The sequence below is a fragment of the Streptomyces cinereospinus genome (genome assembly GCF_042430725.1).
GTDB classification, from domain to species: domain Bacteria; phylum Actinomycetota; class Actinomycetes; order Streptomycetales; family Streptomycetaceae; genus Streptomyces; species Streptomyces cinereospinus.
Window position 1 is genome coordinate 1 of sequence record NZ_JBHMCY010000017.1, and the last position, 24547, is coordinate 24547.

Sequence of the window (24547 nt, forward strand, 5' to 3'; positions counted from 1 at the left end):
CGCGCCGGAGCCGCCGGCGTCGGGCGCCCCGCCGCCGTGCGTCCGGCGGCGGCCGGGCGCGGCGGCGTCCCGCTCGTACAGCCCGGCGCCCGCGCGCCCGGCTGGCCGTCACTCTCGGGCCGGAGGACGCCGTGATCCCGGAACCGCCCGATGAGGCCGCCCGGAAGACGCGGGGTGGCCCCGATGGCGGTCCAGCGGCCGGCCGGCGGGCCCCTGGCGTGCGCGGACGCGCGCCGGACGGGCGGTAAGGTGCCGGGCGGCACGGTCCGCCGCGGGTGGCGCTCTCTGGTCGGCTTCCTCACCCCGGCCGCGGCCGGCGCCGACGTGGCCGCGGCGGGAGAGGTGCGAGCGTGAGGCTGACGATGCTGGGCGGCGGCGGATTCCGGGTGCCGCTGGTGTACGGGGCGCTCCTCGGGGATCACGCCGAGGGCGGGGTCACCCATGTCGTGCTGCACGACCTGGACGCCGGCCGGCTGGACGCCGTCACCCGTGTCCTGGCCGAACAGGCCGCCGGGGTCCCCGGCGCGCCCGAGGTGACCGCCACCACCGACCTCGACGAGGCGCTGCGCGGCGCCGACTTCGTGTTCTCCGCGATCCGGGTCGGCGGCCTCCAGGGGCGCGCCGACGACGAGCGGGTGGCGCTCGCCGAGGGAGTCCTCGGCCAGGAGACGGTCGGCGCGGGCGGCATCGCCTACGGCCTGCGGACCGTGCCGGTGGCGGTCGACATCGCCCGGCGCGTGGCCCGCCTGGCGCCCGACGCCTGGGTCATCAACTTCACCAACCCGGCCGGACTGGTCACCGAGGCGATGTCCCGCCACCTCGGCGACCGTGTCATCGGCATCTGCGACTCGCCGGTCGGCCTGGGCCGCCGGATCGCCCGCGTGCTCGGCGTGCGCGACCCGGCACGGGCGTGGATCGACTACGTCGGCCTCAACCACCTCGGCTGGGTGCGCGGCCTGCGCGTCGCCGGCCGGGACGAGTTGCCGCGCCTCCTCGCCGACCCCGGTCTGCTCGGCTCCTTCGAGGAGGGCAGGCTGTTCGGCGCCGACTGGCTGCGGTCGCTGGGCGCGATCCCCAACGAGTACCTGCACTACTACTACTTCAACCGGGAGACGGTCCGCGCCTACCAGGAGGCCAAGCTCACGCGGGGCGCCTTCCTGCGCGACCAGCAGGCCCGGTTCTACGCGCGGGCGCGCACCCCGGGCGCCTCCGCGCTGCGGGCCTGGGAGGCGACCCGCGCCGAGCGCGAGGCCACCTACATGGCGGAGAACCGGGAGACGGCGGGCGCGGGCGAGCGCGCGGCCGACGACCTCTCCGGCGGTTACGAGAAGGTGGCGCTGGCGCTGATGCGGGCCGTCGCGCGGGACGAGCGCACCACGCTGATCCTCAACGTCCGCAACCGCGGCACGCTGACGGTGCTCGACGCCGACGCGGTGATCGAGGTGCCCTGCCTGGTCGACGCCAACGGCGCGCACCCGGTGGCCGTGGACCCGCTGCCGGGCCACGCAACCGGCCTGGTCTGCGCGGTGAAGGCGGTCGAGCGGGAGGTGCTGGCGGCCGCCGAGTCGGGCTCGCGGTCGACGGCCGTGCAGGCCTTCGCGCTGCATCCGCTGGTCGACTCGGTCTCCGTGGCCCGGCGGCTCGTCGACGGGTACACGGCCGTCCACCCCGGCCTGGCGTACCTCGGGTAGCGCCGGCGGAACGGCGGCCCCCGCGCATCCGGTCCTCCAACTCGTAGGAAGTTTTAAGGAAGGGGCGAAGCGCCAGGTCACCGGCGGTAAGCAGCCATCTGTGACCCCTGTGCTTCGCTCTTTGGACATCTGCAGTTCGCCTGTTGCCCGTGACATTCGGAGGCACGGCGCAACAGAGAGGTGTCACGGTGCAAGACCCGCGTAAGTCTTCGATCGGCAAGGGGCTGAGGCGTCGAGGGAGGCTGATGATGCAGGCGGTGAGTCCGCCCCGCCGCGTCCTGAACGCCATCCCCGCACCCCGGACCGCCACGCCGGAGACGCCGGCCTACACCGCTCCGCGCGCCCCGCGGCTGGTGGACTCGCCGGTCTTCGTGCTCTCCTCGGTGCGCTCCGGCTCGACCCTGCTGCGGGTCCTGCTCAACAGCCACAGCCGCGTCCGGGCCCCGCACGAGATGCACCTGCGCACGGTGCACGTCCAGCTCACCCGCAGCTTCACGCCGGCCGCCATGCAGGAGCTCCAGCTCGACCGGCAGGAGCTGGAGCACGTCCTGTGGGACCGCATCCTGCACCTGGAACTGACCCGCAGCGGCAAGGACGTCATCGTCGACAAGACGCCGCCCAACACCCTGATCTGGCCCCGGCTCCAGCGATGTTGGCCCAACGCCCGCTACATCCTCCTGCTCCGCCACCCGGGCGCGATCATCGCCTCCCTGACGGACCGCCGCCAGGACCCCGACGTCGGGGCCATCCACCGGGAGGTGCTGGCGTACGCCGAGAAGCTCGACGAGGCGCGCCGCAGCCTCGACGCGCACGTGATCACGTACGAGGAACTCACCGCCGAGCCGGAGCGGACGACGCGCGGCGTGTGCGCGTACCTCGGGGTCGAGTGGGAGAGCGGCATGCTCGACTACGGCAGCCGCGACCACGGCACGTTCCGCCCGCAGCTCGGTGACTGGAGCAGCACCATCAAGTCGGGCCGCATCCAGCCCGCCCGCGCGGCCGACCCGTCCGCCGAACTCCCGCCGCGGCTGGCGCAGTTGGCGAGGGACTGGGGGTACCCGGCCTAACCCGCCGCGCACCACGGCGCCCGGCGGGAGAAGCGGGGCGCGGGGCGACGAGCCCCGCCCTCGTGTCCCCTCCGGGCGCGCCATGGCCGGACAGGCTCTAGAGCGGCAGGACCTCCGCCGCGGACGCGGCCTGCGCGTGCGCGGGGACGGCCGGCCGCACCGGTGCCGCCGCCTCCTGTTCCGTCCGCCGCGCGGATACGGACACCGGCCGCAGCGGCCGCGGGCCGGACACCACCGTGTAGTCCTGCCCGAGGAACGGCGGCACGATCTGCCCGGGGTCGTCGCCGAGAGCCAGCCGCACGGCGGCCCACGGCGCGTTGACCCCGCACAGCGACAACTGGTGCAGCCCCCCGGCGGGACGCGCGTTGACGTCCATCAGGACCGGCCGCTCACCGAACATCCGGAACTGGATGTTGGACAGGTGATGCAGCCCGAACCCCTCGGCGATCCGCCGCGCCGGCTCCAGGAACTGCTCGTGCAGCGTGAAACCGCGGCGCCGCCCGTGCTTCGTCCGCCCGACCGCCAGCCGGACCAGGTTGTCGCGCCCGGTGAGACAGTCGACGGACACCTCCGGCTGCTCCAGCCGCGGCATCACCAGCCAGTCCACTGGTTCCTCGGCCTCCCGCAGCGCCCGCAGCACCAGGTCGAGCTGCACGTACGGCGTGGGGAAGCCGTCGAGGTGCAGCAGCGAGAAGGGGGCGCGCGTGATCACCCGGAAGCCGACCCCGCCCGCCCCGGACGCCGGCTTGAAGCAGGCCTTGTGCCCGCCCGCCTCCAACTCCTCCACGGCGGCCAGCAGTTCGCCGGCGCCGCGCACCCGCCACCACGGGGGGACCGGCACGCCGATCGCCTGCACCGCCTCGTAAGCGATCACCTTGTCCTGGAAGACGGCCACGGCCTGCGGCGGCGGCGCCAGCAGCGCCGTGCCGACCGCCTCGAACTCGGCGCGGTGCGCCACGATCGCCGCCTGGTGCAGACGCGGCACGAACACGTCGATCGAGCGCCGCGCGCACAGGTCCAGCGCGAACTCCACGTATGCGGCGGGGGACAGTCCCTCGGGCTCCAGGTCGGCGGTGTCGGCGGCGGCCAGGACGGGGGAGTCGGGGTCGCCGTGGGTGGCATGGATCTCGACGGCCCGGTCGCTGGGATTTCTCCGCAGCTGATCCATGAAGAACACGTTCTCCGCGTACGTGCGGTTGAGCCAGACGCGTACGCGAGAGACCATGCAGGCCGCCTTTCACGGTTCGCGGGCACGGCGGAGCGAGGCCGGCCCGGCCTGGGGTGGAGGAGGGGACACCGAACCGCCCCTCAAGGAAGGGAGCTTCGCGGCGGTGGTGTTGGGGCGATCATACGGCTTCCCGGCCGCGGCGCGTGCAACGTGCGGGTTACGGAATGCCCGCCCTCACCCACCCGTACCACCGGATCCGGCCGCCTCGCCGGTACACCCCTGTTGCCCTTGCCGACCGAGGCGCGGATGTGTTGTCGTGGTCCCGACCATGTGATCGTGAGGGGGACGACAGGTGACATCGACGGCCGGCGGTGCCGGTCAGCTGCTGGCCATCAGCGACCTGCACATCGGGTACGCGGAGAACCGCGAGCTGGTCGAGAGAATGCGCCCCGAGACCGACGACGACTGGCTGCTGGTGGCCGGGGACGTCGCGGAGAGCGTGGCCCGCATCCGGTGGGCGCTGGAGACCCTCGCGGGCCGCTTCCGCAAGGTGATCTGGGTGCCCGGCAACCACGAGCTGTGGACCCACCCGTCCGACACCGTCACCCTGCGCGGCGTCGCCCGCTACGAGCACCTGGTGGAGATGTGCCGGGAACTGGGCGTGACGACGCCCGAGGACCCGTACCCGGTGTGGGACGGCCCCGGCGGCCCGGTCGCCGTGGCGCCGCTGTTCCTGCTGTACGACTACTCGTTCCTGCCGGCCGGCTGCTCCACCAAGGACGAGGGGCTGGCCTACGCCCACTCGACCGGGATCGTCTGCAGCGACGAGCATCTGCTGCACCCCGACCCCTACCCCACGCGGGAGGACTGGTGCCGGGCGCGGGTCGCCGAGACCGAGCGGCGGCTCGCCGAGATCCCCGAGGACCTGCCGACCGTGCTGGTCAACCACTACCCCCTGGACCGTCACCCGACCGAGGTGCTGTGGTACCCGGAGTTCGCCATGTGGTGCGGCACCCGGCTGACCGCCGACTGGCACCGCCGCTTCCGGGTGGCGACGATGGTCTACGGCCATCTGCACATCCCGCGGACCACCTGGCACGAGGGCGTCCGCTTCGAGGAGGTGTCGGTGGGCTACCCGCGCGAGTGGCGCAAGCGCAAGGAGCCGCCGGGCCGACTGCGCCGGATCCTGCCGACGGAGGGCACGACGCCGTGATCGAGGAACTGCTGCCCGAGTCGGTGGTGTCGGTGGAGGTGCACGGCGACGACGGGACCGAGCCCGCGCCGCTGTACCCGGAGGAGGCGGCCATCGTCGCGCAGGCGGTCGACAAACGGCGGCGGGAGTTCGCCGTCGTCCGGACCTGCGCCCGCCGCGCCATGGAGAAGCTGGGCGTGCCCCCCCAGGCCGTCCTGCCCGGCGAGCGCGGCGCGCCCGGCTGGCCGGCCGGCCTGGTCGGCAGCATGACCCACTGCGAGGGCTACGGCGCCGCCGCCCTGGTCCGCGCCACCGACCTGGCCTCCCTCGGCATAGACGCCGAACCGCACGCGCCGCTCCCGGCCGGCGTGCTGGAGGCCGTGGCCCTGCCCGGCGAGCAGGACCGGCTGCGCCGGCTCACCGCCCGCCGTCCGGATGTGCACTGGGAGCGCCTGCTGTTCAGCGCCAAGGAGTCGGTCTACAAGGCGTGGTTCCCGCTCACCCGGAAGTGGCTGGACTTCGCGGAGGCCGACATCGAGATCGAGGCCGGCCCCGACGGCGCGCCGCACGGCCGGTTCCGCGCCGGACTCCTCGTCCCCGGGCCCGTGGTCGGCGGCCGCCGCCTCGGCTCCTTCGACGGCCGGTGGACGGTCCAGCGGGGACTGGTGGCGACCTCGGTGACGGTGCCGCACGCCTGACGGCGTGCGGCCGCCGCCCCGCTCAGTGCTCCGGGCACCAGCTCCGCAGCAGGTGGAAGAACGCCTCCTCGTTGCCCGTCAGGCCCGCCTCGGCCAGCGCCTGCTCCGCCTCGGCGAGCACGGCGGGCGGGACCACGGGCGGGCGGCGGGCCTCCGGTGGGCCGGCCGCGGTGTCGAACGCCGCGCGCACGGTGTGCAGCAGGCGCAGGTAGGCCTGGACGGCGGTGCGTTCCCGGTCGGTCAGTACGGCAGTGGGCATCGGTCGGCTCTCCCCGCCTCGTCGTCGCCACACGCGCCCGCAGGGCACGTACGCCCCCGTTCGACGGCGCACTCCCAGCTTGCCGTCCGCCACTGACAATGCGGCCCGGCCGCGCCCCGGTTCGCCCACTCAGCGCAGCGCCCGACCGCCTCCGCGCCGGGGCGGGAACGTCAGTGCTGCGGGCCGAGGTAGCCCAGCGACGCCTCGATCCGCCCCGCCAGGTGATCGCGCTGCACCGGCCCCCTGAGCGCCGAACCGGCCAGCCAGGTGCGGCACTTGCTGGCGAGCAGCAGCCCGAAGCTCTCCGCCTCCTTCTCGTCGGCCAGGTCGAAGCGGGTGCGGGCGGCGACCTTCAGGACGGTCGCCTGGAGGTCGGCGTCGTCGTGGAGTAAACGGGCCGCCACCGCGGCGCCCGCGACGTGATGGCTGCAGTGCCCGGCCTTCATGTGCCACAGCTCGTGCCCGAGGATCACCAACTGGTGCTCGGGAGCGGTGCGTTCCTCGATGACCACGAGGTCCCGGTCGGCCATGTCGAGCCACAGCCCGCTGGCCGTGCCGGGCGGGAAGGCGGACGTACGGAAGTGGACGGGGCGGCCGCGGCGTCTGCTCATCGCGTCGCACAGCGCGGCGTACAGGTCCGCGGGGCGGGCCGGCGCGGGCAGGGACAGCTCCGCGACCAGCTCGCCGCACAGGCGGCGCATTTGCTTACCGATGCCCACAGTTCTCTCCCGGATCACGACTCGGGCCGCTTGACGCTCTCCAGGAGCATGTCCAGCCATTCGGCGACCTTGTCGCGGTGCTGGTCGGTGGGGAGTTGGGCGGCCCGCCAGGCGATCCCGCGCACGCCGTGGTCCTGGAGCAGCCGCTCCAGTGGATCGTCGGCCGCCGCGGCCGCCTCCCGCTCCCGGTCGGCGAGCTTCTGCAACAGCTCCTGCTCGGTGCGCTGGAGCGTGTCCGCGAGCGCCTCGGGATCCTCGGCCGTGAGGAAGCCGGCGCGCACCCGGAAGAAGCGCTGGATGGCGTCGCAGTGCTCCATCGTGGGGCGCCGGTCGCCGTTGATCAGGGCGCCCGCCTGCTGCCGGGACATGCCGGCGCCGTCGGCGATCTCCTGCTGGGTGTACTTGCGCCCGTTGGGTTTCAGCCGGGTGCGGCGCAGCAGGTCCAGGCGTTGCAGGAACCGCGCCTGCACGTCCGGCTCGCCGGCGGGGCGGCCGCGCAGCAGGTCCCGGACGACGGGCTCGGGGACACCGCAGGCCACGGAGAGCCGGGCGGTGTCGAAGACCTCCGCGTGCGGCACCCCGAGCCGGTCGGCGAGCGTGGTGACGCGGGCGATCACGGCCGGCAGGGTGGCCGTCGCCGTGGCGCCCGGAACCTCGTAGCCATCCGTCACCGACAGGTCTCCTACGTCTCTCACGTACTTCTCGCGAGTGGTTGCCGTGAACTTCCCGGAGAGTAGCGGGTGGTTCGAACTCACATCCAGGTCTCGCCACAACTGTGGCCAATTCCAGCCGTCCACCGGCATGAAATGCCACGATAGTTGACACGGCAAGCTTCTGGGCAGCAGGATCGTGGCGCCGCGTGAAGGCCGCATAGGCAAGAGGGGTGACCTCCCGATGGCACAGCAGGCAGGAGGGCAGCGGTCCGCGTTGCGGTCCGTCCCCGAGGATCCGGAAGCCCAGGCGTATCTCCAGGACTACGCCGCCCTGATGGAGGCGGTGCCCTTCCCGTCCGTGGTCGTCGACCGCCGTTGGGACGTCGTGCTGGCCAACAGCGCGTTCGCGTCGCTGTTCCGCGCCGTCGCGCCGCACCCGACGGCCATGCCGGACGACAACTTCCTGCGGTTCGTGCTGTTCCACCCGGATGCCGCCGGGGTGCTCGGTGAGCACGAGTCGCGCTGGTGCCTGCCGATGCTGGCCCACTTCGCCGCCGCCGTGGAGCGGCACGGCCACGACCACGGCCTCCAGGCCATCCGCCGGGAGATCGCGCAGGACCCCATCATGGAGGCCGCCTACCGGCACGGGCTGCCGCACTGGGTGCGCGAGGTCGGCGAGGCCGCCGTCGAGCACGACGGGTCGGTCCGTCCGCTGCTGCACCCGGATCCGCGCTGGGGCGCCACCGAGTGCCGGATCGTCGCCGAGGCGCCGCGGACCCTGCGGGACATGGGCTGCACCCGGTTCACGCTGGTGCTGCGCGAGCCGCGCCGTCCCGCCGCCCCGCGCCGCCGCCCCCGCGTCCGCCGCACCGCGAGCCATCTCACGGTGGTGTCCACCCCCGAGGCCTGACCGGGCACCGTCGGCGTTCAGGTCGCCGACGGCGCCACGGTCGGGCCGGGGACCGGCCGCGTGCCCCGTCTCCGCGCAGGGCGGCACCGCACCGCGGCGTCCCGTGCCGTCCCGCCCCGGAGGGCCCGCGATCACGCGGCCCTCCCCGGCGCACCCCGCGTACTCGCGAGTTTCACAACGGCGCCATCACAGCCTTCCCCGACGTTCGGTGCCCTTGGAACACTCCCACCGCGCGCATTCCGTCATCACCCGGCCGGTGCAACTCCTCCAGGACGAGAGGTCCCTCACTCATGCCCGACGTCAACCGGCGCAGATTCCTCCAGATCGCGGGGGCCACCACGGCCTTCACCGCCCTGGCGAGCAGCATCGAGCGCGCCGCCGCACTGCCGGCCAACCACCGCAAGGGGACGATCGAGGATGTCGAGCACATCGTCGTCCTGATGCAGGAGAACCGCTCTTTGGATGGTTGAAGCCTCCTGTAAGTCTAGAACCACCTCCAGGCCCGCCATAGGGCCCGCCGCCTAATGCACCGGACAGACGGGCTGGAGGGGATGCTCCGGTAGGCGTCGGGGCAGGACCGCCCCACTCGCGCGGCGGGGGTCAGACGCTCAACGGGGGGTGTGGGTGCGTCCAGCGAAGGCCGCCCCGTTCACCGATCCAGTAAGAGCGGGCATCGGTGGTGATCTGTTGTCCGCCGATCCAGTACGCATGTGCCTTGGGCGTGACCTCCATGCGGACGGTGGTGATGTCGGGTTCGCCAGCGTCCCGCCACGCCGTCAGCGCGTTCTCGATGGCGTCCCAGATGGCGACTGGTCCCCCTTGCCGGACGTTCCAGTCGTCCCCGTCGGCGGTGAGGGCGGCGAACGCCTCACGGGCCGTGTCGAACAGGTAGACCGTCTCTCGGCTCTCGCTGACCGCCCGTACGAGCTGGGTACCGGGTGCGGCGAGCTGGGCCAGGAAGGCGGGCACCCAGTCGTTCAGGATGTCGGGGGAGAGGTTGCTCCGCCGCTCGGTGTCGGCGTAGGCGGCGCGGGCGGACAGGTCGCCGGAGAGCGGGACGGCCGCCTCCGCTCGGGCAGGCATGAACGAGGTTCGGCCGATGATCCGGCCCTCTGCGGTCCCGTCGTCCTTGACGGTGAGTTTCGCCAGGCCGGTGCCGTAGGACCAAGCGCTGGGCCCCACGGTGGCGAGGATGACCCCGCCGGGCTTGGTTTGCCTGACCCACGCGTAGGGGATGCGGCGGACGGCACATGTGGCGATGGTGCGGTCATACGGGGCCCGGTGAGGGTGGCCTAGCAAGCCGTCCCCGGCGACGGTCCACGTCGAGTACCCCGCCGTCTCCAGGGCCGCGTCCGCCCGCTGCGACACGGCAGGGTCCACTTCCACGCTGGTGATGTTGTCCTCTCCCAGCCGGTGGCACAGCAGGGCCGTGGAGTAGCCGGTGCCCGTACCGATCTCCAGGACCTTCATCCCGTCGTCCACGTCCAGGGATTCCAGCATCCCCACGACGGTGGACGGCATGGTGGAGGAGGAGGTGGGAAAGCCGGTCACCGGCCCGTCGGCGGTGTCGGCGGTGAGGTGGCCGTCGAGCTGGGTCACCAAGGTTTCGTTCTGGTAGACGAGAGCCAGCCGCTCGTCCCGGTCGGTGTCCTGGCGGACGGGGACGTACTGGGTGATGCCGTTGGGGCCTGGCTCGTCTTTGAAGAACGACGGGAGAAACAGTTCCCGGGGTACGGACTCGACGGCCTCCCGCCATGCAGGCGTCTTCAGGACTCCTCCGTCTGTCAGGTGGTCAGCCAGAACGCGGCGGAGGTTCGCGGGGTCGGAGTGGGTCACGTTGTGGCTCCTTGCTCCAAGAGGTCAGCAAAAGCGGCGGCGATCGGCAGCCCGGTCTCGTCTTCGAGCCAACCCCATTGGCCGTTCGGGTTCAGCTCCAGCCACTGGAGGTCACCATCACGGGTGATGCACAGGTCAAAGCTGCCGGATGCAAGGCCGAAATGCTCCAGGTGGGCGGTCAGTGCCTTCTCCACCCCGCTGGGCAGAGTCATGGGCGTGTAGGTCAGGACGCTGTAGTCCGCCCGCCAGTCCAACAGGTCAGAGTCGATCCTGATAGCGAACACCTTCGGGCCGACGACGACCACCCGCACGTCTGCGACCTTGTTGACGCGGGCCTGGAACAGGTGCGGGACCACGCTCACGCTCTCGTCCACCTCGTCGGCGGTGACAGGCTCCGTCCAGGTGGTCAGCCCCACGCCGTCACTGCGCCGGTAGGGAGTCCAGCGCAGTGTCTTGTAGATCGCCTGGCCGTGCTCGGTGATGAAGGCACGGACGGCCTCCAGGTCGTTGGAGATCAGGGTGGGCGGCACCGTGAGGCCGAGCCGTTCGGCCACGGCCAACTGCATCGGCTTGTGTTCGGCAGCGTAGTTGCTCAGCGGGTGGTTCACATAGCGGCAGTTCGCCAACGCGTAGAGAGTGCCGCCCAGGCCGTGACGGACTTGGGCGGCTGCAAACCGGGCGTCGGGGTCGTCCAGGTGCTCGAAGTGGGGCCAGGTCGGGCGGCGCCAGTACAGGGACCGCACGCCCTCCAGGGTGGTGTCCCTGGAGGGCGTGCGGAGGTGGCCGGCGGGGGCGGCCTCCAGGCTGGCGCCGAACCGGGCCGACAGTAAGAGGCGGTCACCGATGTCGGACGGGTCGAACCGCACGACCGGGACACCGCGCTTGTTCAGCTCGGTGATCACCATGTCAGCGGTCACGTCGTCCACCTCGGTGACCACCGCGACCGGTCCAGCGTGGCTCATCAGTCCTGCTCGCTGTCCTGGTCGTGGTCGGTGTCGTTGCGGCTGTCCTGGTTGGTGGACTGCGGCTGCGTCTCGGTGCCCTTGCTGGTGCCGTGCTTGCCCATCTCCACGACACCGCCGCGCTCATCGCGGAAGACGGTCGTCTGGGTGGCGGGGTCGAGTGCGGCCGTCGCGTAGCCGGGCTGGTAGGTGCTGGGGTAGGGGCGCATGCGGCTGATGCCCCAGGGGACGCGCGCGGGCGCGGTGGCGGTGGTCTGCATGACCTTCCCTCTCTCTTCGGTCTCGGATGCGGGCCCGTCCCAGCCGCCGACCGTCACGCAGACGGCCGGAACAGGGTTGTGCCCGCCCCCGCCGGGACTCCGGAAGACGGTGGGGGACCGCTCCGAAGGCGTCCGGCGGGGACGGAGTTCAGTTGCTGCCGTCCTTCCTCTGACACAGCGGGCAGTGCGGCGAGCGGGGCGGGTTGGAGCCAGGTGGGAAGTAGACGACGCCGGAGCGCACGTCCCGCACTCCCTCGTGCGGCGTCCACCAGTCGGTGGGGCTCTCCTCGTACGGGGGGCGGGCGTACGGGTCGGCGGTGGCCTGCGGGTCAGGAGCACTCACGGCATGCCCCGGCGCTGCTGCTGGTGAAGCCTGCCCAGCGCCCGGAGCTGGTGGTGTTCCCGTTCAGTGGCGGGCCGGAGCCTCATCCAGTTGACCCGCCAGGACAGGCCCGTGGGCCGGGAAACCTCCACCCAGCGGCCGTCGATCTCATCGACCCTGGCCACCATCTCCTTGTCCTTGTCCACGACGATCCCGCCCACGGGCACCGCCTCCGGACTGGGGTAACCCGTCTCCGCCCGGGGCCGGATGACCGGGGGCCGAGGGGGTACCGGCGTGCGGGGGACGGTTCTGACGGTCACTGGACCCTCCGGTGGGGATGCTCGCGGATCGTGTCGCTTGCCGCGCGGACACTCAACGGGCTGCCGACCTGGCGGGCCCGCTCGCGGGTGGTGGCTGCCGCGCGGCAGATGGCACAGTGGGGAGTGGGCGGGGGCTCCGCCTGCGGAGCCGGAACGGTGGCCTGACCGGTGATCATTGATCAGCCACCGAGGGCCATACCGAGAACGAACCCGCAGACGCCAGCCACAGCCGCGATCAACACGGGCCCCGCGTACCGGCCGAGGAACACCATCACGGACGCGTCCTCTCCACCGGCTCCAGGGCTCCGGGGTCCGCGTCCCACTCCCGACCACCGCCAAGCGGGCGGAGCTGGACGTACGGGCCTTCATGGCCCATGACCTCACCCTCCTTGCCTTTGTCCGTGTCTTTCACCAGGACGCCTACGGGCGGTTTGGGCGCACCGTTCCTGTAGGGCATCACGGTCTCCTCCGTGGGGTGATCGTTCGTGCTCTACGCAACCGCATGAATACGCAGCGCGGTACGGTTGCAACGACACCGAAGCATCAAAGCCATCAAAGTTGGCCGCACTGCGGGGAGTCAGGCCATGGCCATGAAAGAGCCGAACCTCAACTTGGCCCGTCTCCTGGATGAGACAGGCTGGTCAGAAACCCGGTTCGCCAGGGAGGTCAACCGCCTGGGAACGGAGGCGGGAAAGCCGTTGAAGTACGGACAACCCGCCGTGAGTAACTGGCTCGCTGGAACCATGCCTCATGCCAAGGTCCGGGCGTTCATCGTGGAGGCCCTGTCCCGCAAGCTAGGCCGCCCCGTGACCCATGCGGAGGCTGGCCTCCCCGCTCCCGCCCCGGGAACCTCTACCCAGGCGGATACGGTGGAGGGGTTGATTGAGCTGGGGAGGCAAGACATGGACCCGTCCCGCCGTGGCGTCCTGGGCGCCGCACTGTTCTCTGTCGCCCTCACCGTCCCCAACTGGCCAGACGTGGTGGGCCGTATGGAAGCTGTCCAGACTGGCCGTTCCCGCCGCATCGGATGGGCCGAGGTGGACGCTGTGACCGCCATGACCGAAAAGGTGTCGGAACTGGACGACATGTTCGGCGGACGCTACGCCCGGCCCATGGCCGCTGCATTTCTGGTCAACACGGTGGCACCCCATCTGCGAGCCGATGCTCCCGGAGACGTGCGTAAGGGCATGCTGTCCGCCGCCTCGGACCTCCTGTACCTCACTGGGTATATGGCTGTGGACGAGGGGCTTCATGGCTTGGCCCAGCGTTACTACGTCAAGGCCCTAGAGCTGGCCGGAGCGGCGGACGACCACCTGACCTACTGCACCACCCTCCGGGGGATGAGCGTTCAGGCGGTAGACCTAGGCCAAAGCGCCCACGCACTCCGTCTGGCGAACGCCGCAGCCGCAGCATCACCCAACGCCGGGCCGCGCATGCGGGCATTCTTGGCGGGACAACAGGCGCACGCCTACGCGGCCACTGGAGATCGCCACAACGCCCTCCAGTCGGTGCGGCAGGCAGAGATGGCCATGGACAAGGCAGAGTCCAGAGCTAAGGCGTTCGGCAGTTACGACCCGTCGTCATTGGCCTACCACGTTGCTCAGGTCCAGTACGGCCTTGGAGACCGGGCCGGGGCCGTGAAGAACTTGGAGCTTTCGTCCAAGCTCCGCCACGGCGTGTACCGCCGGACACGTGTCCGCTATGACGCCCTGTTGGCGGAATGGCAATTCGAGCTGGGACACCTAGAGGCCGCATGCGCCACCTGGAACCGTGTGCTTGATGACTATCCGTTGGTCCAGTCTGGCCGCGCAGATGAGCGCATCAGGGCCATGCGGTCACTCATCCGGCCCCACCTCCGTAACGGGCATGTCCGAGAGCTGCACGACCGGGTTCAAGCGGTGGCCGCCTGAACGTCACTCTGAGCTGACGGCCGGCTGAGCGCCGCGTAACCGGCTGCGGGTACGTCAAAGGGCCCCGACCACTCCACGCGGGGAGGGTCGGGGCCCTTTCGGTTGGTCAGGAGGAGCGCTAGGTCCACCCGCGCGGAGTCGGGTACAACGTGCGGGCCTTCCGCTCCTCCTGGAGCTGGCCCGCCAGACGACTGGCCACTCCGTCCTCCGGCTCCGCCAGGCGGGGCGTGACGCGCTCGTACGTCCGTGTGTCGTCCGTGTAGGCCAGGAGGACGCAGTACGCCGCCCACACGCCGTCTCCGGGGTGCTGGTCGGCCACATGTCGGTAGGCGTCCAGGGTGAGCCGGGGAGGCTCGGGTACGGTCGTCGGCCGACGCTTGGGACGGGGCATCACTGGCCCCCTTCCCGGCGGAGGTCCGCCCGCTTGGTGTGGCCACTCCATCGGGCCTTGGCCGCCCGCTGGGCACGTATGGAGGACACGGACCGGTACACCGGGCCTTCCCCGTCGTCGTCCTCCAGGTCGGGCAGGTCCAGGGCCGCCAGGAGCCGGACCAGGGCCAGCCGGTGGCTGCGCAGCTCAGTCAAGAGCGGGTTGGCCACCGGTTGGCGCTGGGAGCCCAGAACCGTGAACGGTGCTCCGTCCATGGCCTCCTGGAGGTCGTCCAGGAGTGTGGCCGTCCGGCAGGCTTCCGTCAGGGTGGCGTGTTCTGCTGGCGTGAACTCCAGGGCTTCCGTCAGGGTCTCGTATAGGTCCCGCCCCCGGCCCCGGAGGCCCGCCGGGGCGGTCGGGTGGTTGGTCATGCGGCCCTCCTTCAGGGTGTGTCGATGCGCAGCTCATGGGAGACCCCTCTGAGCTGGGCTGACGGGCAAAAGAGCGGTCCGAGCAATGCGGAGAGACAGGGCCGCTATCACGTTTCGATGCCCCGGCCGCTCTGGAGGGGGGTATACCCCAGGTCCCACCGGGCCGTCTGGCTCATGCGAGCCAGGCCACGGCCTCACTCGGCCGGACGGTGCAGCCGGTCCGCACGTCACGCGGGACACGGCTGGCCAGCTCTGCCGGGTCCTGACTCTCCGGCCGGGCCGTCGGGTCCAGACCGCCACGACCCACACGGACGACCGTGGACACGGACGATGCGGTGGGGTCCGGACCGTGGGAGTGCGTGGCGCCCAGACGGGCCACAACTTCAGCGGCCACGGCGGCCACCCGGGCGTTGGTTCTCTGATGACTCACGCGGCCACTCCCTTAGGGTCGGCCGTCTCACGGCCGTGGCGGACGAACCCGGGAACGTGGGCTCCACGCGGGTCCTTGAAGACGTGGGCACACAGGCCCCGGAACTCCGTGCTGGTGATGGCGGCCACCAGCTCCGGCCGCTCCACGGCCAGGGCCGCCAGGATGCGGGCCCGATGCGTCAGGGTTGGGACCGACGGGTCCCAGTGATCCCGGAGCCAACTCAGTACCTCTCGGCGGGTGTTGGTCGATGATCGGTACGTCACCGAACGGTCCCCATCTCCAGCTCCTCCGCACGGAACGGGTTCTCCATGTGGCCCACCCGGTACCGGGCGTCCGCCGCATCCACGTCCGCCAGGTCCAGGCCCAACACCGGGGCCAGCTTGCGGACCTCATCCACGGAGCCGGACCGGGGCGTCCAACCCTCCGCCAGGTGGTTGACGACGGCCAGAGCCACACGACCGGTGGCGTCCTCCCGGTCTGTCTGACCTGGGAGCCAGGCAACAAAGTTCACATCAGCCTCCACGGCCTCTCAGGCGGCCCACCAGGGGCCCGGACAGGGAAAGGGGCCCGGCCGTGCCGCCAGGCCCCCACGCGGGCGGTCACGCCTTGGGGTGGGCGTCCTGGAGGCCGGAGACCAGCCACTCCCCGGTTACCTTCGGGTCCGTGGACTGCGCCACGCGGAGGATCGCGCCCCACTCCGTCCCGTCGTTCACGTCGTCGGTGGCGTACTTCAGGCCCTCCGGGGCCTCCACGTCGCCCAGCTCCAGGGACAGGCTCATTGCGCGGCCCCTGACGGCCGCGAACCGCTGGTACGCGCGTTCAGCGTTCACCACCAGCTCAGCCATGCGGGCGTGCTCACCCTCCAGGGCCTTCACCAGGGCCTCCCGCTCCTCCGCCATGACCTCGGCGTTCCGCTCCAAGTTGTCGTACTGGGCCCTCAGCTCCCGGGCCCTGTTGTGGGCCGCCTGGAGGGCCAGGAGCTTGTCCTCCCGCTGGGCCAGGTAGTCCACGCGCTTGTACGCCTTGGGAGCCGGGCCGCCGGCCAGGTGGGCCGCGTGAGCCTCCCGCCGCTCCTGGGCCTGGCGTTCGTCGGCCCTGCGCAGCTCGTAGAACTCGGCCCGGAGCCGGTTCACCACGCCCAGGGCTTCCCGGAGGGCCGCATAGGCGTCGTGGACCCGCTTGGGGGCCGTCGGCTCATGCCAGGCCAGTGTCACCACAGGCCAGGCGTCCGCCGTCCTGCGGAGGCGGTCGTCCAGGGCGTCATGGGGGTTGATCGTGCTCATGGGTTCACTCCCAGTCGGTATCTCCAGGGCCGACTTGGCCCCGGAACGCGAAAAGGGCCCGTCCGGCTCCGCGCTCAACCAGGGGGCAGCCTGGGAGCACGGGGCCGGACAGGCCCTGTCGGGGATGGGTTGGTTTGCCTGGAGGCGGCCCGGCCCACCGCCGGGAGTCTGCGTTCTTGATTGGCACCCTGCCCGGTGCGTGAACGGCCGCCAGTCGGCCCCGGCGGGACGCTGGGAGAGCATCCGGCCGGGGCCCCTCCGTGGAGCTGGCGACTCATCAGGAGAACGGACGGCCCATGGCCGCCCGCGTGTATTGGTGCACCGCCGTGGCCTGGACGCCAGGACGGGAGGAGAGAACCGTCCGGGGCGCGATGCACCAAGCAAAAAGACCCCCGCCACAGGGGCGCACTCACCCGGACCGCAGAACCCAGGGAGGCACCACCCGCGAAACGGGGGCCAAGCACGTGGGACGGTCTGCGGTCCGTCCATTCCATTCACTGGGGGCCGTGACACCGACCGGGGCCGCCCTCCGCCAGGAGCTGAGCCCTCCCAAAGTCAGGGGGCACAAAAAGTGCCCTGGGACCCTTCTTTCTACATGCGCGTATAGAGAAGAAGGGTCGTAGGGCACTTTTCTTGCCCCTGGGACCCCGTTCCGTCACTGTCAGCTCAGCCGACCGTGACGCAACGCAAAGGAGGGCCGGTCCCTTGGCGGGGCCGCCCCTCCCTGTGGGCGCTGCGGACTGGGGAGGGGCCACCCCTGACGGGAGGATGGGCCCCGGCCCGGCTCCGCGCTCGGCTAAGCGGCGGCCAACACCTCCACGTCGTGGTCCACCTCCGGCTCCGCCCATCCGATCACACAGCGACTCTCACCGTAGAATTTCGCACCCTGGTAGGGAGCGCGGGTCACGGTCACCCGGTCAACGGCAAGGCGTACAAGATCCCGCTTCAGCTCCCTGTCCGCCGCTTCAAAGGAGGAGCGCAGCGCCTCCCAGTCCGCCGCCAGGCTCACGTCAAGCCTCCGCACGGTGAATGCCTCCACGCGCTTCCGGGCCTCCGCCACTCGGGCTGACTCGTCACGCAGCGCAGACGGGTACAGGCGGGCCATCTCCGGGTCGTCGTAGAGCCCGTTCTGGCGGTCCTCCTGAAGGCGCCGCAGTCGCTTCTCCGCGACCGCGAGAGCAGCCCTGGCCTCCAGCTCCTCACGGGTGCTCTCAGGGGCCTGACGGGCCGCCCAGCGCTGAGCCACAGCGTGCAACACAAGGTCATCCATGTCGGCAGCGCTGATCCGCTCGACCCAACGGAAGGAGACGTAGCGCTCCACGGCCGCCATGGAGACCGACGCGGGGGCCTTGCAGATGGAGCCCTGGTTGCGGGCCCAGCACGGGTAGGCCCGACCGACACGGGACATGGACCGTCCACACCCCGCACACCGCAGCAGATCGGTGAGAAGGTGCTGAGCCTTGGTGCTGCCAGCCGGAGCGGGGAACACGGCCTTACCCGCAAGGGACGTCTGCGCTCGACGCAGCACGTCATCGGAGACCAGCGCCACGCCGACACGGACGCGCTTACCGGCGCGGTTGAGGTACGGCATCCGGACCCGGCCGGACGGCTGGTCCACCTTGGCTATCTGCCACCCGGCGTACGCGGGATGGCGGGTCATCGCGTGGAGCGTGGCGAGTGCCCAGCCCCCGCCGGTTGGCCCGGCGATTCCGTGACCGTCCAGCATCCGCACCACATCCGGGCCGGACGTACCAGCGGCCAGCTTCTCCAAGGCCAGCGTGGCGGCCTCTCCCTTGGTGAAGCCCCCGCCCGCCGGGGCGTCATCCGCGAACAGCTTGCGGCCGTCTCCGACCTTCAACCCGTACGGCGGACGGCCAGAGACCCACTGGCCGTGCTCCCGCTGGTAGTCCTTCGTCCGCCGGACGTTGGCTGACAGCCGCATGGAGAACGAGCGGGCCCGCTCCGCCTCCGTGATGATCCGCTCACGGTCGAACGGATTCATGGAGTCCAGGTGCTCCAGCTCGAACCACACGCGGGTCTTGCCGATGACCTTCAACAGGTCCTCTGCACCCTTGCGGCTGAACCGGTCCAGGGTGAAGCACCACAGGGTGCCCGTCTCACCGGCCGCCAGCGCAGAGAGGGCGTTGTCGAAATCGGTCCGGGTCACGTTCTCTTTGAAGCCGGACGCAATGTCCGTCCACACCTTCCGGACGGTCAGTCCTTCACGGGCCGCCCAACGCCGCCCCTGCATCTCCTGGGAGTCGGTGCTCAGCTCCCGCCGGGGGTCGTCCTCTCCCAGTTCCTTGGACTTGCGGCAGTACAGGTCAACCAGCTTGGACGGGTCGATGGTGGTCGTGGCCGTGCTCATGTCGGGCGCGCTCCTACAGGCGGTGTCTTGTCCCGCCTGTTCACTGGGGCGCGTGACAGCCGTTTGCCCAGGTCAGGAGGGACCTACAGGAGGCTTCGCCCATCCTTCGACCACTACTTCGGCACGCTGCGCGGCGTCCGCGGCTTCGGCGACCCGCGGCCGGTGACGCTCGACAGCGGCAAGCCGGTGTGGCACCAGGCGGACGGCGGCACGGAGGTGCTGCCCTTCCACCCGGACGCCGACGACCTCGGCATGCATTTCCTGGAGGGCCTGCCGCACGCCTGGAACGACGGCCGGCAGGCCTACAACGGCGGCAAGTACGACCAGTGGCTGCCCGCCAAGGGCACCACGACCATGGCGTACCTGACCCGCGAGGACATCCCGTTCCACTACGCCCTCGCCGACACCTTCACCGTCTGCGACGCCTACCACTGCTCGTTCATCGGATCCACCGACCCCAACCGCTACTACATGTGGTCGGGCCACACCGGCAACGACGGCAAGGGCGGCGGCCCGGTCCTCGGCAACGACGAACTGGGCTACGACTGGACGACGTACCCCGAGCGCCTGGAGCGGGCCGGCATCTCCTGGAAGATCTACCAGGACATCGGCGACGGCCTGGACGCGGCCGGCTCCTGGGGCTGGATCAGCGACGCCTACCGCGGCAACTACGGCGACAACTCGCTGCTGTACTTCAACAGGTACCGCAACGCCGTGCCCGGCGAGCCCTGGTACGACAAGGCCCGCACCGGCACCGACGTCAAGAACGGCGACGGCTACTTCGACCGGCTGCGCGCCGACGTCAAGGCCGGCACGCTGCCGCAGATCTCCTGGATCGCCGCCCCCGAGGCCTTCAGCGAGCACTCCAACTGGCCCTCGAACTACGGCGCCTGGTACATCGCCCAGGTCCTGGACGCGCTCACCTCCAACCCGGACGTGTGGGCGAGGACGGCCCTGTTCATCACGTACGACGAGAACGACGGCTTCTTCGACCACGTGGTGCCGCCGCTGCCGCCCGAGTCCGCCGCGCGGGGCCGGTCCACGGTGGACGTCTCCCTGGACCTCTACCCGGGCGACGCCGAGCGCCCGGCCGGCGCCTACGGACTCGGCCCGCGCGTGCCGATGCTGGTGGTCTCGCCGTGGAGCAAGGGCGGCTACGTCTGCTCCGAGACCCTCGACCACACCTCCCTCGTGCGCTTCATGGAGCGCCGCTTCGGCGTCGAGGAGCCGAACATCTCGCCCTGGCGGCGCGCCGTCTGCGGTGACCTGACGTCCGCGTTCGACTTCTCCCGCAAGGACACCGGGCCGGCCGCGCTGCCGGACACCGACGGCTACCGGCCGCCGGACCGCGAGCGCCACCCCGACTACCGTCCGACGCCGCCGGCCCACCCGGACATGCCGAAGCAGGAGCGGGGCCTGCGCCCGGCCCGCCCGCTGCGGTACGACCCGCTGGCGGACGGCGCGGTGGACGCGGCGGCCGGGAAGTTCGCGCTGACCTTCGCCTCCGGCGCCCAAGCCGGCGCCGCGTTCCTGGTGACCTCCGGCAACCGCACCGACGGGCCCTGGCAGTACACCACCGAGGCCGGCAAGCGCGTCTCCGACACCTGGGACTCGGCGTACTCCCGGGGCTCCTACGACCTGACCGTGCACGGCCCCAACGGCTTCGTGCGGGTCTTCGAGGGCCAGAACAAGGCGGCCGGCCCGGAGGTCACCGCCCGTCACTCGGGCGACGACGTCGAGCTGACCCTCACCAACAAGGGCTCCGGCACGGTGCAGCTGAAGCTGGCCGACGGCTACACGGGCCGCACGAGGACCCTGAAGGTGCGCGCCGGTGCGACGGCGCGGCACGTCGTCGACCTGGCGGCGAGCCGGCGCTGGTACGACCTGACGGTCACGTCCGACGCCGACCCGGCGTTCCTGCGGCGCTTCGCGGGGCACGTCGAGAACGGCCGTCCGGGGGTGAGCGACCCGGCGGTCGTCACCGAGTAGCGGCGCGGGCGCCGCGCTCACAGCCGGGTCAGGTGCTCCGGCCGCCGGGGCCGGGGCACCTGCGGATCCGGCGTCGCGGGCGGCGGCGCCGGGCGGTCCCCGGGTGCCGCCCGGGACAGCAGCACCACGCCCCGGGAGGCCAGCAGCGCTCCCGCGAGCGCCGCCAGGACACCCACCGGCCCGCCGCGGAGCCGTTCGCCCAGCAGGCACAGGCCGATCACCGCGGCCACCACCGGGTTGCTCAGGGTCACCACCGCGAGCGGGGCGCCGAGCCCGCCCCGGTAGGCGGTCTGCGACAGCAGCAGGCCCCCGGTGGCGAACGCCGCCACCAGCAGGGCCACGCCGACGACCTGGCCGCTGAGCAGCGGCCCCGTGGCATCCGTCGCCGCGACGGTCACCGTCTGGGTGAGGGCGGAGCCGACACCGGAGGCGACCCCGGACGCGGTGGCGTGCCGCAGACCGGGCCGGGCGCCGGGCCGGGCCAGCGCGCCGATCAGCACAACCGCCGAGCCCGCCACCACCAGCGCCTCGGTCCCGCCGAGCATGTCGTCGGGGGCCGGCCCGGACGCCGTGACCAGCAGCGCGCCCAGCCCGGCCAGGGTGAGGGCGGTGCCCCGCCACTCCACCGCGCTGACCCGGCGCCCGGCCAGCCGGGCCCCCATCGGCACCGCGGCCACCAGCGTCAGCGCCCCCAGCGGCTGCACCACCGTGAGCGGCCCGTACCTCAGGGCCACCACGTGCAGCAGGGCGCCGCAGGCGTTCAGCGCCACCGACACCCACCACGCGGCGCTGCCCAGCAGCCGCAGCCCGCCCGCCGCGCCCGCCGTGCGGGCGGCGAGCCGTTCCTGGGCGACGGCGGCGGCCGCGTAGGCGACGGCGGAGACCAGCGACAGGACGACGGCGAGCACGGTCGCGCTCATCGGCCCGCCTCCACGAGCGCCCGCCGCTGCGCCGGCAGGACGGCCCGGGCGGGCGGCGCGGTCGTGCGCGCCGTCGGCCGGATCACCGCGAGTGCCCCGCCCAGCAGCGCGGCCGCGACGAGCGCGTCGAGCCAGTAGTGGTTCGCCGTGCCGACGATCACCAGCAGGGTCAGCGACGGGTGCAGCAGCCACAGCCAGCGCAGGCGCGACCGGGTCGCCACGACCAGGCCGATCCCCACCATGAGCGCCCAGCCGAAGTGCAGCGAGGGCATCGCCGCGAACTGGTTGGCCAGCTGGTCGGTCTCCGGGGAGCCGTACACCGACGGCCCGTACACCCGCCCGGTGTCCACCAGCCCCGTCGCCGCGAGCATCCGCGGCGGCGCCAGCGGGAACGCCAGGTGCAGCACCAGCGCGGCCGCGGTGACCGCGGCGAGCACCCGGCGGGCCCACACGTAGTGGCCCGGGCGCCGCAGGTACAGCCAGACGAGGAAGGCGGCGGTCGCCGGGAAGTGGACCGTCGCGTAGTAGGTGTTGGCCAGGTGCACCAGGGCGCCGTCGTGCAGCAGCAGGGACTGCACGAGGCCCTCGCCCGGCAGGTGGACGTCCCGCTCCAGGTCCCACACCCGGCGGGCGTTGCGGAAGGCCTCGGCGGTGTGGCCGGTCTCCAGCAGCCGGCCCCACTTGTAGACCATGAAGAGCCCCGCGACCAGCAGGAACTCTCGGACGAGGGGCGGCCGCGGGGTCGCGGTGCCCTCCTCGGCAGGCTCGGTACGGGCGTCCATCCCCCGGCCCCCTCACTGACGGCGGTGCGGAAACTGCTGATCGATACGAAGTCGTACCGATACGCCAGTGTACCGATACCGCTGTGTACCGGTACACTGGCGTATCGATTGCGTACGACACACTGGACTGCGGGCCCTGTTCGGGCCGCCGGACGGAAGCGAGGAGACGGACCGATGACGTCGCAGGCCGCGGACCGACCGGACCCGGTCGGCGCTTCGCGCCGCTCCAAGCTGACGCGCGAGCGGGAGCAGGAGTTCTTCGACGCGGTGATCGAGCAGATCGGCAAGTACGGCTACGACGCCCTGACCATGGACGGCGTCGCCGCCAGCACCCGGTGCAGCAAGTCCACGCTGTACCGGCAGTGGAGGACCAAGCCCCAGTTCGTGGCGGCGGCGCTGCGTTCGCGGCGCCGGGTGGGGTTCGCCGACATCGACACCGGTTCGCTGGCCGAGGACCTGCGGCAGGCCGCGCGGGCGGTGGGGGAGTGGTCGGGCCGCGACCACCGGCTCGTGCAGGCGCTCGGCCACGCGGTCGTGGAGGACCGGGAACTGGCGCAGGCGCTGCGCGAGGCGCTCATCGAGCCGGAGAACGCCGCGATCGCGGAGATCCTGCGGCGCGGGGTGGAACGCGGGGAGGTCACCGCCGACCACCCGGCGCTGCCGTACGTGACCGCGCAACTGTTCGGCGTGCTGCGGGTACGGCCCATCATGGAGGGCCGGGACGCCGACCCGGACTACCTGCAGAGGTTCGTGGAGGCGGCCGTGCTGCCGGCCCTCGGCCTCGACTGAGGACCCAGGCCGCGTCGTCCACGGGATGACGGGACGACCGGCCTGCTCGCGCCGCACCGTGGGGACGGGCGCGGCGCGCACCCCGGCCGGGTGGGGTACCTCTGGAGCGGAGAGGTGCCCCGCCCGGCCGGATGTCGTGGCGCGGGCGTCAGACGCTCTGCCCGTCGCCGCCGCCGGACGACACCTTGATGCCCCGGGTGATCTCGTCGATGAGGGAGGCCCTCTGGTCGGCGTCGATGCCGAAGCGGACCACGACGAGCCGGCCGGAGTCGGCGGGCGACGGGAAGACCAGCGACTCGACCAGGCCGTCGGCGCCCTGGCTGGTGATCGCCCTCCAGCGGACCAGATAGCCCTGCTGCCCGGCCACCGTCACCGCCCGGGACGCCAGCACCTGGTGCGAGGTGATCTCCCCGTAGCTGTTCCCGCCGTACGACTCCTCGGCGTTCGCGGCGATGTCCGCCTTGGCGACCTCCTCCGGCGTGCTGCCCTCGGTCTCCAGCACCTCGGCGGGCGCCGAGTACGCCCCGCCCGTCGTGCACGACTTGGACGTGTCCCCGGGGCACGGGTAGCTGTCGTCGGACGTCATCTGCGCGCCCACGGTGAAGGACTGGCCGGTCCAGCCCTCCGGCACCGGCAGGCTGATCCCGTTCACCGGGTCGGACAGCGTGCCGCCGCCCTCGACCTCCGGCGCCTGGGGCTCCTCGGGCGGTCCGGACGGCTCCCCGCCCGGACCGCCCGAGTCACCGGGTCCGCCCGGGTCGCTGCTCCGCCCGTCCGGCGCCTGCTGCTGCGAGTCGGCGCGGTCCGCCCCGCCGCCGTCGTCCTTGGTCAGCGCGTACACGCCGATGCCGATGCTGGCCAGGACCGCGGTCGCCGCCGCGACGGCTATCCCGGTCCGCAGGGCGCGCCGCCGCCCGCCCGGCGGCTGGACCGGGTATCCGGGATACCCCGGATGCCCGGGGAACGCCGCGTGCCCCGGAGCCCCCGGTCCGCCCTGGTACACCGGCTGCGTGCCGGCGGCCGGCGAGGGGCCCGCCGGGGGACCCCAGCCCGCGGCCGACCCCGCCGGACGGACCTGGTCCGTCCATGCCCTGCCGTCCCACCAGCGCTCGGTGGCGGGACCGTCACTTGTCTGCCCGGGGTCGGGGTACCACCCGGGAGGAGTCACCTGCGTCATGACCCCACCGTATGAGGCCTCGGTGAAAGCGGGATGAGAGG

General features: G+C 72.1%; 27 protein-coding genes. 9 read left to right on the forward strand and 18 right to left on the reverse strand.

What is annotated here, in order from left to right:
• Positions 1-350: 350 nt before the first annotated feature.
• Both ACFF45_RS11375 and ACFF45_RS11380 read left to right on the forward strand, forming a co-directional pair.
• Positions 351-1691 carry a 6-phospho-beta-glucosidase gene (locus tag ACFF45_RS11375; RefSeq protein ID WP_381345352.1) on the forward strand — a complete coding sequence of 447 codons (1341 nt, stop codon included), beginning with the start codon at positions 351-353 and terminating at the stop codon, positions 1689-1691.
• A 245-nt stretch (positions 1692-1936) separates the two neighbouring features.
• The gene (locus tag ACFF45_RS11380; protein WP_381345354.1) at positions 1937-2758 is read left to right on the forward strand and encodes a sulfotransferase family protein; all 822 of its coding nucleotides are present in this window, start codon (positions 1937-1939) and stop codon (positions 2756-2758) included.
• Between the two features lie 97 nt (positions 2759-2855).
• On the opposite strand, the gene ACFF45_RS11385 is transcribed toward ACFF45_RS11380, so the two are convergent.
• Entirely contained in the window at positions 2856-3983 is a 1128-nt protein-coding gene (locus ACFF45_RS11385) for an ATP-grasp domain-containing protein (RefSeq protein WP_381345355.1), read from the reverse strand.
• 295 nt (positions 3984-4278) lie between these two features.
• Here ACFF45_RS11385 and ACFF45_RS11390 point away from each other — a divergent pair, with 295 nt between their 5' ends.
• Positions 4279-5139: a metallophosphoesterase family protein gene (locus ACFF45_RS11390; protein WP_381345357.1), complete on the forward strand. Its 861-nt coding sequence runs from the start codon at positions 4279-4281 to the stop codon at positions 5137-5139.
• Complete coding sequence (locus ACFF45_RS11395; protein ID WP_381345358.1) at positions 5136-5816, forward strand: 4'-phosphopantetheinyl transferase family protein; 681 nt, start codon at positions 5136-5138, stop codon at positions 5814-5816. The genes ACFF45_RS11390 and ACFF45_RS11395 overlap by 4 nt, the downstream gene beginning before the upstream one ends.
• A 22-nt stretch (positions 5817-5838) precedes the next feature.
• Here ACFF45_RS11395 and ACFF45_RS11400 read toward each other — a convergent pair whose 3' ends face one another.
• The 3 genes from ACFF45_RS11400 to ACFF45_RS11410 form a co-directional block, all read right to left on the reverse strand.
• Complete coding sequence (locus tag ACFF45_RS11400) at positions 5839-6075, reverse strand: hypothetical protein (protein ID WP_381345360.1); 237 nt, start codon at positions 6073-6075, stop codon at positions 5839-5841.
• A gap of 170 nt (positions 6076-6245) precedes the next feature.
• A complete protein-coding gene (locus ACFF45_RS11405) occupies positions 6246-6776 on the reverse strand; it encodes a toxin-antitoxin system, toxin component (RefSeq protein WP_381345521.1) in 531 nt (176 codons plus the stop codon).
• A gap of 32 nt (positions 6777-6808) precedes the next feature.
• On the reverse strand, positions 6809-7465 hold the full coding sequence (locus ACFF45_RS11410) for a helix-turn-helix domain-containing protein (protein WP_381345523.1): 657 nt from the start codon (positions 7463-7465) through the stop codon (positions 6809-6811).
• Between the two features lie 223 nt (positions 7466-7688).
• On the opposite strand from ACFF45_RS11410, the gene ACFF45_RS11415 reads away from it, so the two are divergent.
• Positions 7689-8357 carry an MmyB family transcriptional regulator gene (locus ACFF45_RS11415; protein ID WP_381345361.1) on the forward strand — a complete coding sequence of 223 codons (669 nt, stop codon included), beginning with the start codon at positions 7689-7691 and terminating at the stop codon, positions 8355-8357.
• 290 nt (positions 8358-8647) lie between these two features.
• Positions 8648-8827, forward strand: a complete 180-nt coding sequence (locus ACFF45_RS11420; protein WP_381345537.1) for a hypothetical protein — start codon at positions 8648-8650, stop codon at positions 8825-8827.
• 130 nt (positions 8828-8957) lie between these two features.
• Here ACFF45_RS11420 and tgmC read toward each other — a convergent pair whose 3' ends face one another.
• The 6 genes from tgmC to ACFF45_RS11450 form a co-directional block, all read right to left on the reverse strand.
• Positions 8958-10193 (reverse strand): ATP-grasp peptide maturase system methyltransferase, encoded by a 1236-nt coding sequence (tgmC, locus tag ACFF45_RS11425; RefSeq protein WP_381345363.1) that lies wholly within the window; start codon positions 10191-10193, stop codon positions 8958-8960.
• Complete coding sequence (gene tgmB, locus ACFF45_RS11430) at positions 10190-11155, reverse strand: ATP-grasp ribosomal peptide maturase (protein WP_381345365.1); 966 nt, start codon at positions 11153-11155, stop codon at positions 10190-10192. The genes tgmC and tgmB overlap by 4 nt, the downstream gene beginning before the upstream one ends.
• Positions 11155-11415: a putative ATP-grasp-modified RiPP gene (gene tgmA, locus ACFF45_RS11435; RefSeq protein ID WP_381345367.1), complete on the reverse strand. Its 261-nt coding sequence runs from the start codon at positions 11413-11415 to the stop codon at positions 11155-11157. Before tgmA ends, tgmB begins: the two co-directional genes overlap by 1 nt.
• A 148-nt stretch (positions 11416-11563) precedes the next feature.
• On the reverse strand, positions 11564-11758 hold the full coding sequence (locus ACFF45_RS11440; protein ID WP_381345369.1) for a hypothetical protein: 195 nt from the start codon (positions 11756-11758) through the stop codon (positions 11564-11566).
• Complete coding sequence (locus ACFF45_RS11445; protein WP_381345370.1) at positions 11755-11958, reverse strand: hypothetical protein; 204 nt, start codon at positions 11956-11958, stop codon at positions 11755-11757. The genes ACFF45_RS11440 and ACFF45_RS11445 overlap by 4 nt, the downstream gene beginning before the upstream one ends.
• A 370-nt stretch (positions 11959-12328) precedes the next feature.
• Positions 12329-12514: a hypothetical protein gene (locus tag ACFF45_RS11450; RefSeq protein WP_381345372.1), complete on the reverse strand. Its 186-nt coding sequence runs from the start codon at positions 12512-12514 to the stop codon at positions 12329-12331.
• 127 nt (positions 12515-12641) lie between these two features.
• Between ACFF45_RS11450 and ACFF45_RS11455 the strand changes: the two genes are divergently transcribed.
• Positions 12642-13967 carry a tetratricopeptide repeat protein gene (locus ACFF45_RS11455; RefSeq protein WP_381345373.1) on the forward strand — a complete coding sequence of 442 codons (1326 nt, stop codon included), beginning with the start codon at positions 12642-12644 and terminating at the stop codon, positions 13965-13967.
• A gap of 118 nt (positions 13968-14085) precedes the next feature.
• On the opposite strand, the gene ACFF45_RS11460 is transcribed toward ACFF45_RS11455, so the two are convergent.
• The 5 genes from ACFF45_RS11460 to ACFF45_RS11480 all read right to left on the reverse strand — a co-directional run bounded on the left by ACFF45_RS11460 (position 14086) and on the right by ACFF45_RS11480 (position 18849).
• A complete protein-coding gene (locus tag ACFF45_RS11460; RefSeq protein WP_381345375.1) occupies positions 14086-14358 on the reverse strand; it encodes a hypothetical protein in 273 nt (90 codons plus the stop codon).
• Entirely contained in the window at positions 14358-14768 is a 411-nt protein-coding gene (locus ACFF45_RS11465) for a hypothetical protein (RefSeq protein ID WP_381345377.1), read from the reverse strand. Before ACFF45_RS11465 ends, ACFF45_RS11460 begins: the two co-directional genes overlap by 1 nt.
• A gap of 689 nt (positions 14769-15457) precedes the next feature.
• On the reverse strand, positions 15458-15652 hold the full coding sequence (locus ACFF45_RS11470; RefSeq protein WP_381345379.1) for a hypothetical protein: 195 nt from the start codon (positions 15650-15652) through the stop codon (positions 15458-15460).
• A 145-nt stretch (positions 15653-15797) separates the two neighbouring features.
• Positions 15798-16481, reverse strand: coding sequence for an AAA family ATPase (locus ACFF45_RS11475; protein ID WP_381345381.1), 684 nt, complete (start codon positions 16479-16481; stop codon positions 15798-15800).
• Positions 16482-17277: 796 nt separating this feature from the next.
• Positions 17278-18849, reverse strand: a complete 1572-nt coding sequence (locus ACFF45_RS11480; RefSeq protein ID WP_381345383.1) for a recombinase family protein — start codon at positions 18847-18849, stop codon at positions 17278-17280.
• 63 nt (positions 18850-18912) lie between these two features.
• Here ACFF45_RS11480 and ACFF45_RS11485 point away from each other — a divergent pair, with 63 nt between their 5' ends.
• On the forward strand, positions 18913-20838 hold the full coding sequence (locus tag ACFF45_RS11485) for a phosphocholine-specific phospholipase C (RefSeq protein ID WP_381345385.1): 1926 nt from the start codon (positions 18913-18915) through the stop codon (positions 20836-20838).
• A 17-nt stretch (positions 20839-20855) separates the two neighbouring features.
• Here ACFF45_RS11485 and ACFF45_RS11490 read toward each other — a convergent pair whose 3' ends face one another.
• A complete protein-coding gene (locus tag ACFF45_RS11490) occupies positions 20856-21758 on the reverse strand; it encodes a DMT family transporter (protein ID WP_381345387.1) in 903 nt (300 codons plus the stop codon).
• On the reverse strand, positions 21755-22540 hold the full coding sequence (locus ACFF45_RS11495; RefSeq protein ID WP_381345389.1) for a phosphatase PAP2 family protein: 786 nt from the start codon (positions 22538-22540) through the stop codon (positions 21755-21757). Before ACFF45_RS11495 ends, ACFF45_RS11490 begins: the two co-directional genes overlap by 4 nt.
• 174 nt (positions 22541-22714) lie before the next feature.
• On the opposite strand from ACFF45_RS11495, the gene ACFF45_RS11500 reads away from it, so the two are divergent.
• Positions 22715-23329, forward strand: coding sequence for a TetR/AcrR family transcriptional regulator (locus tag ACFF45_RS11500; protein ID WP_381345391.1), 615 nt, complete (start codon positions 22715-22717; stop codon positions 23327-23329).
• Between the two features lie 148 nt (positions 23330-23477).
• On the opposite strand, the gene ACFF45_RS11505 is transcribed toward ACFF45_RS11500, so the two are convergent.
• Positions 23478-24506: a DUF2510 domain-containing protein gene (locus tag ACFF45_RS11505; RefSeq protein ID WP_381345392.1), complete on the reverse strand. Its 1029-nt coding sequence runs from the start codon at positions 24504-24506 to the stop codon at positions 23478-23480.
• Between the last annotated feature and the right edge of the window lie 41 nt (positions 24507-24547).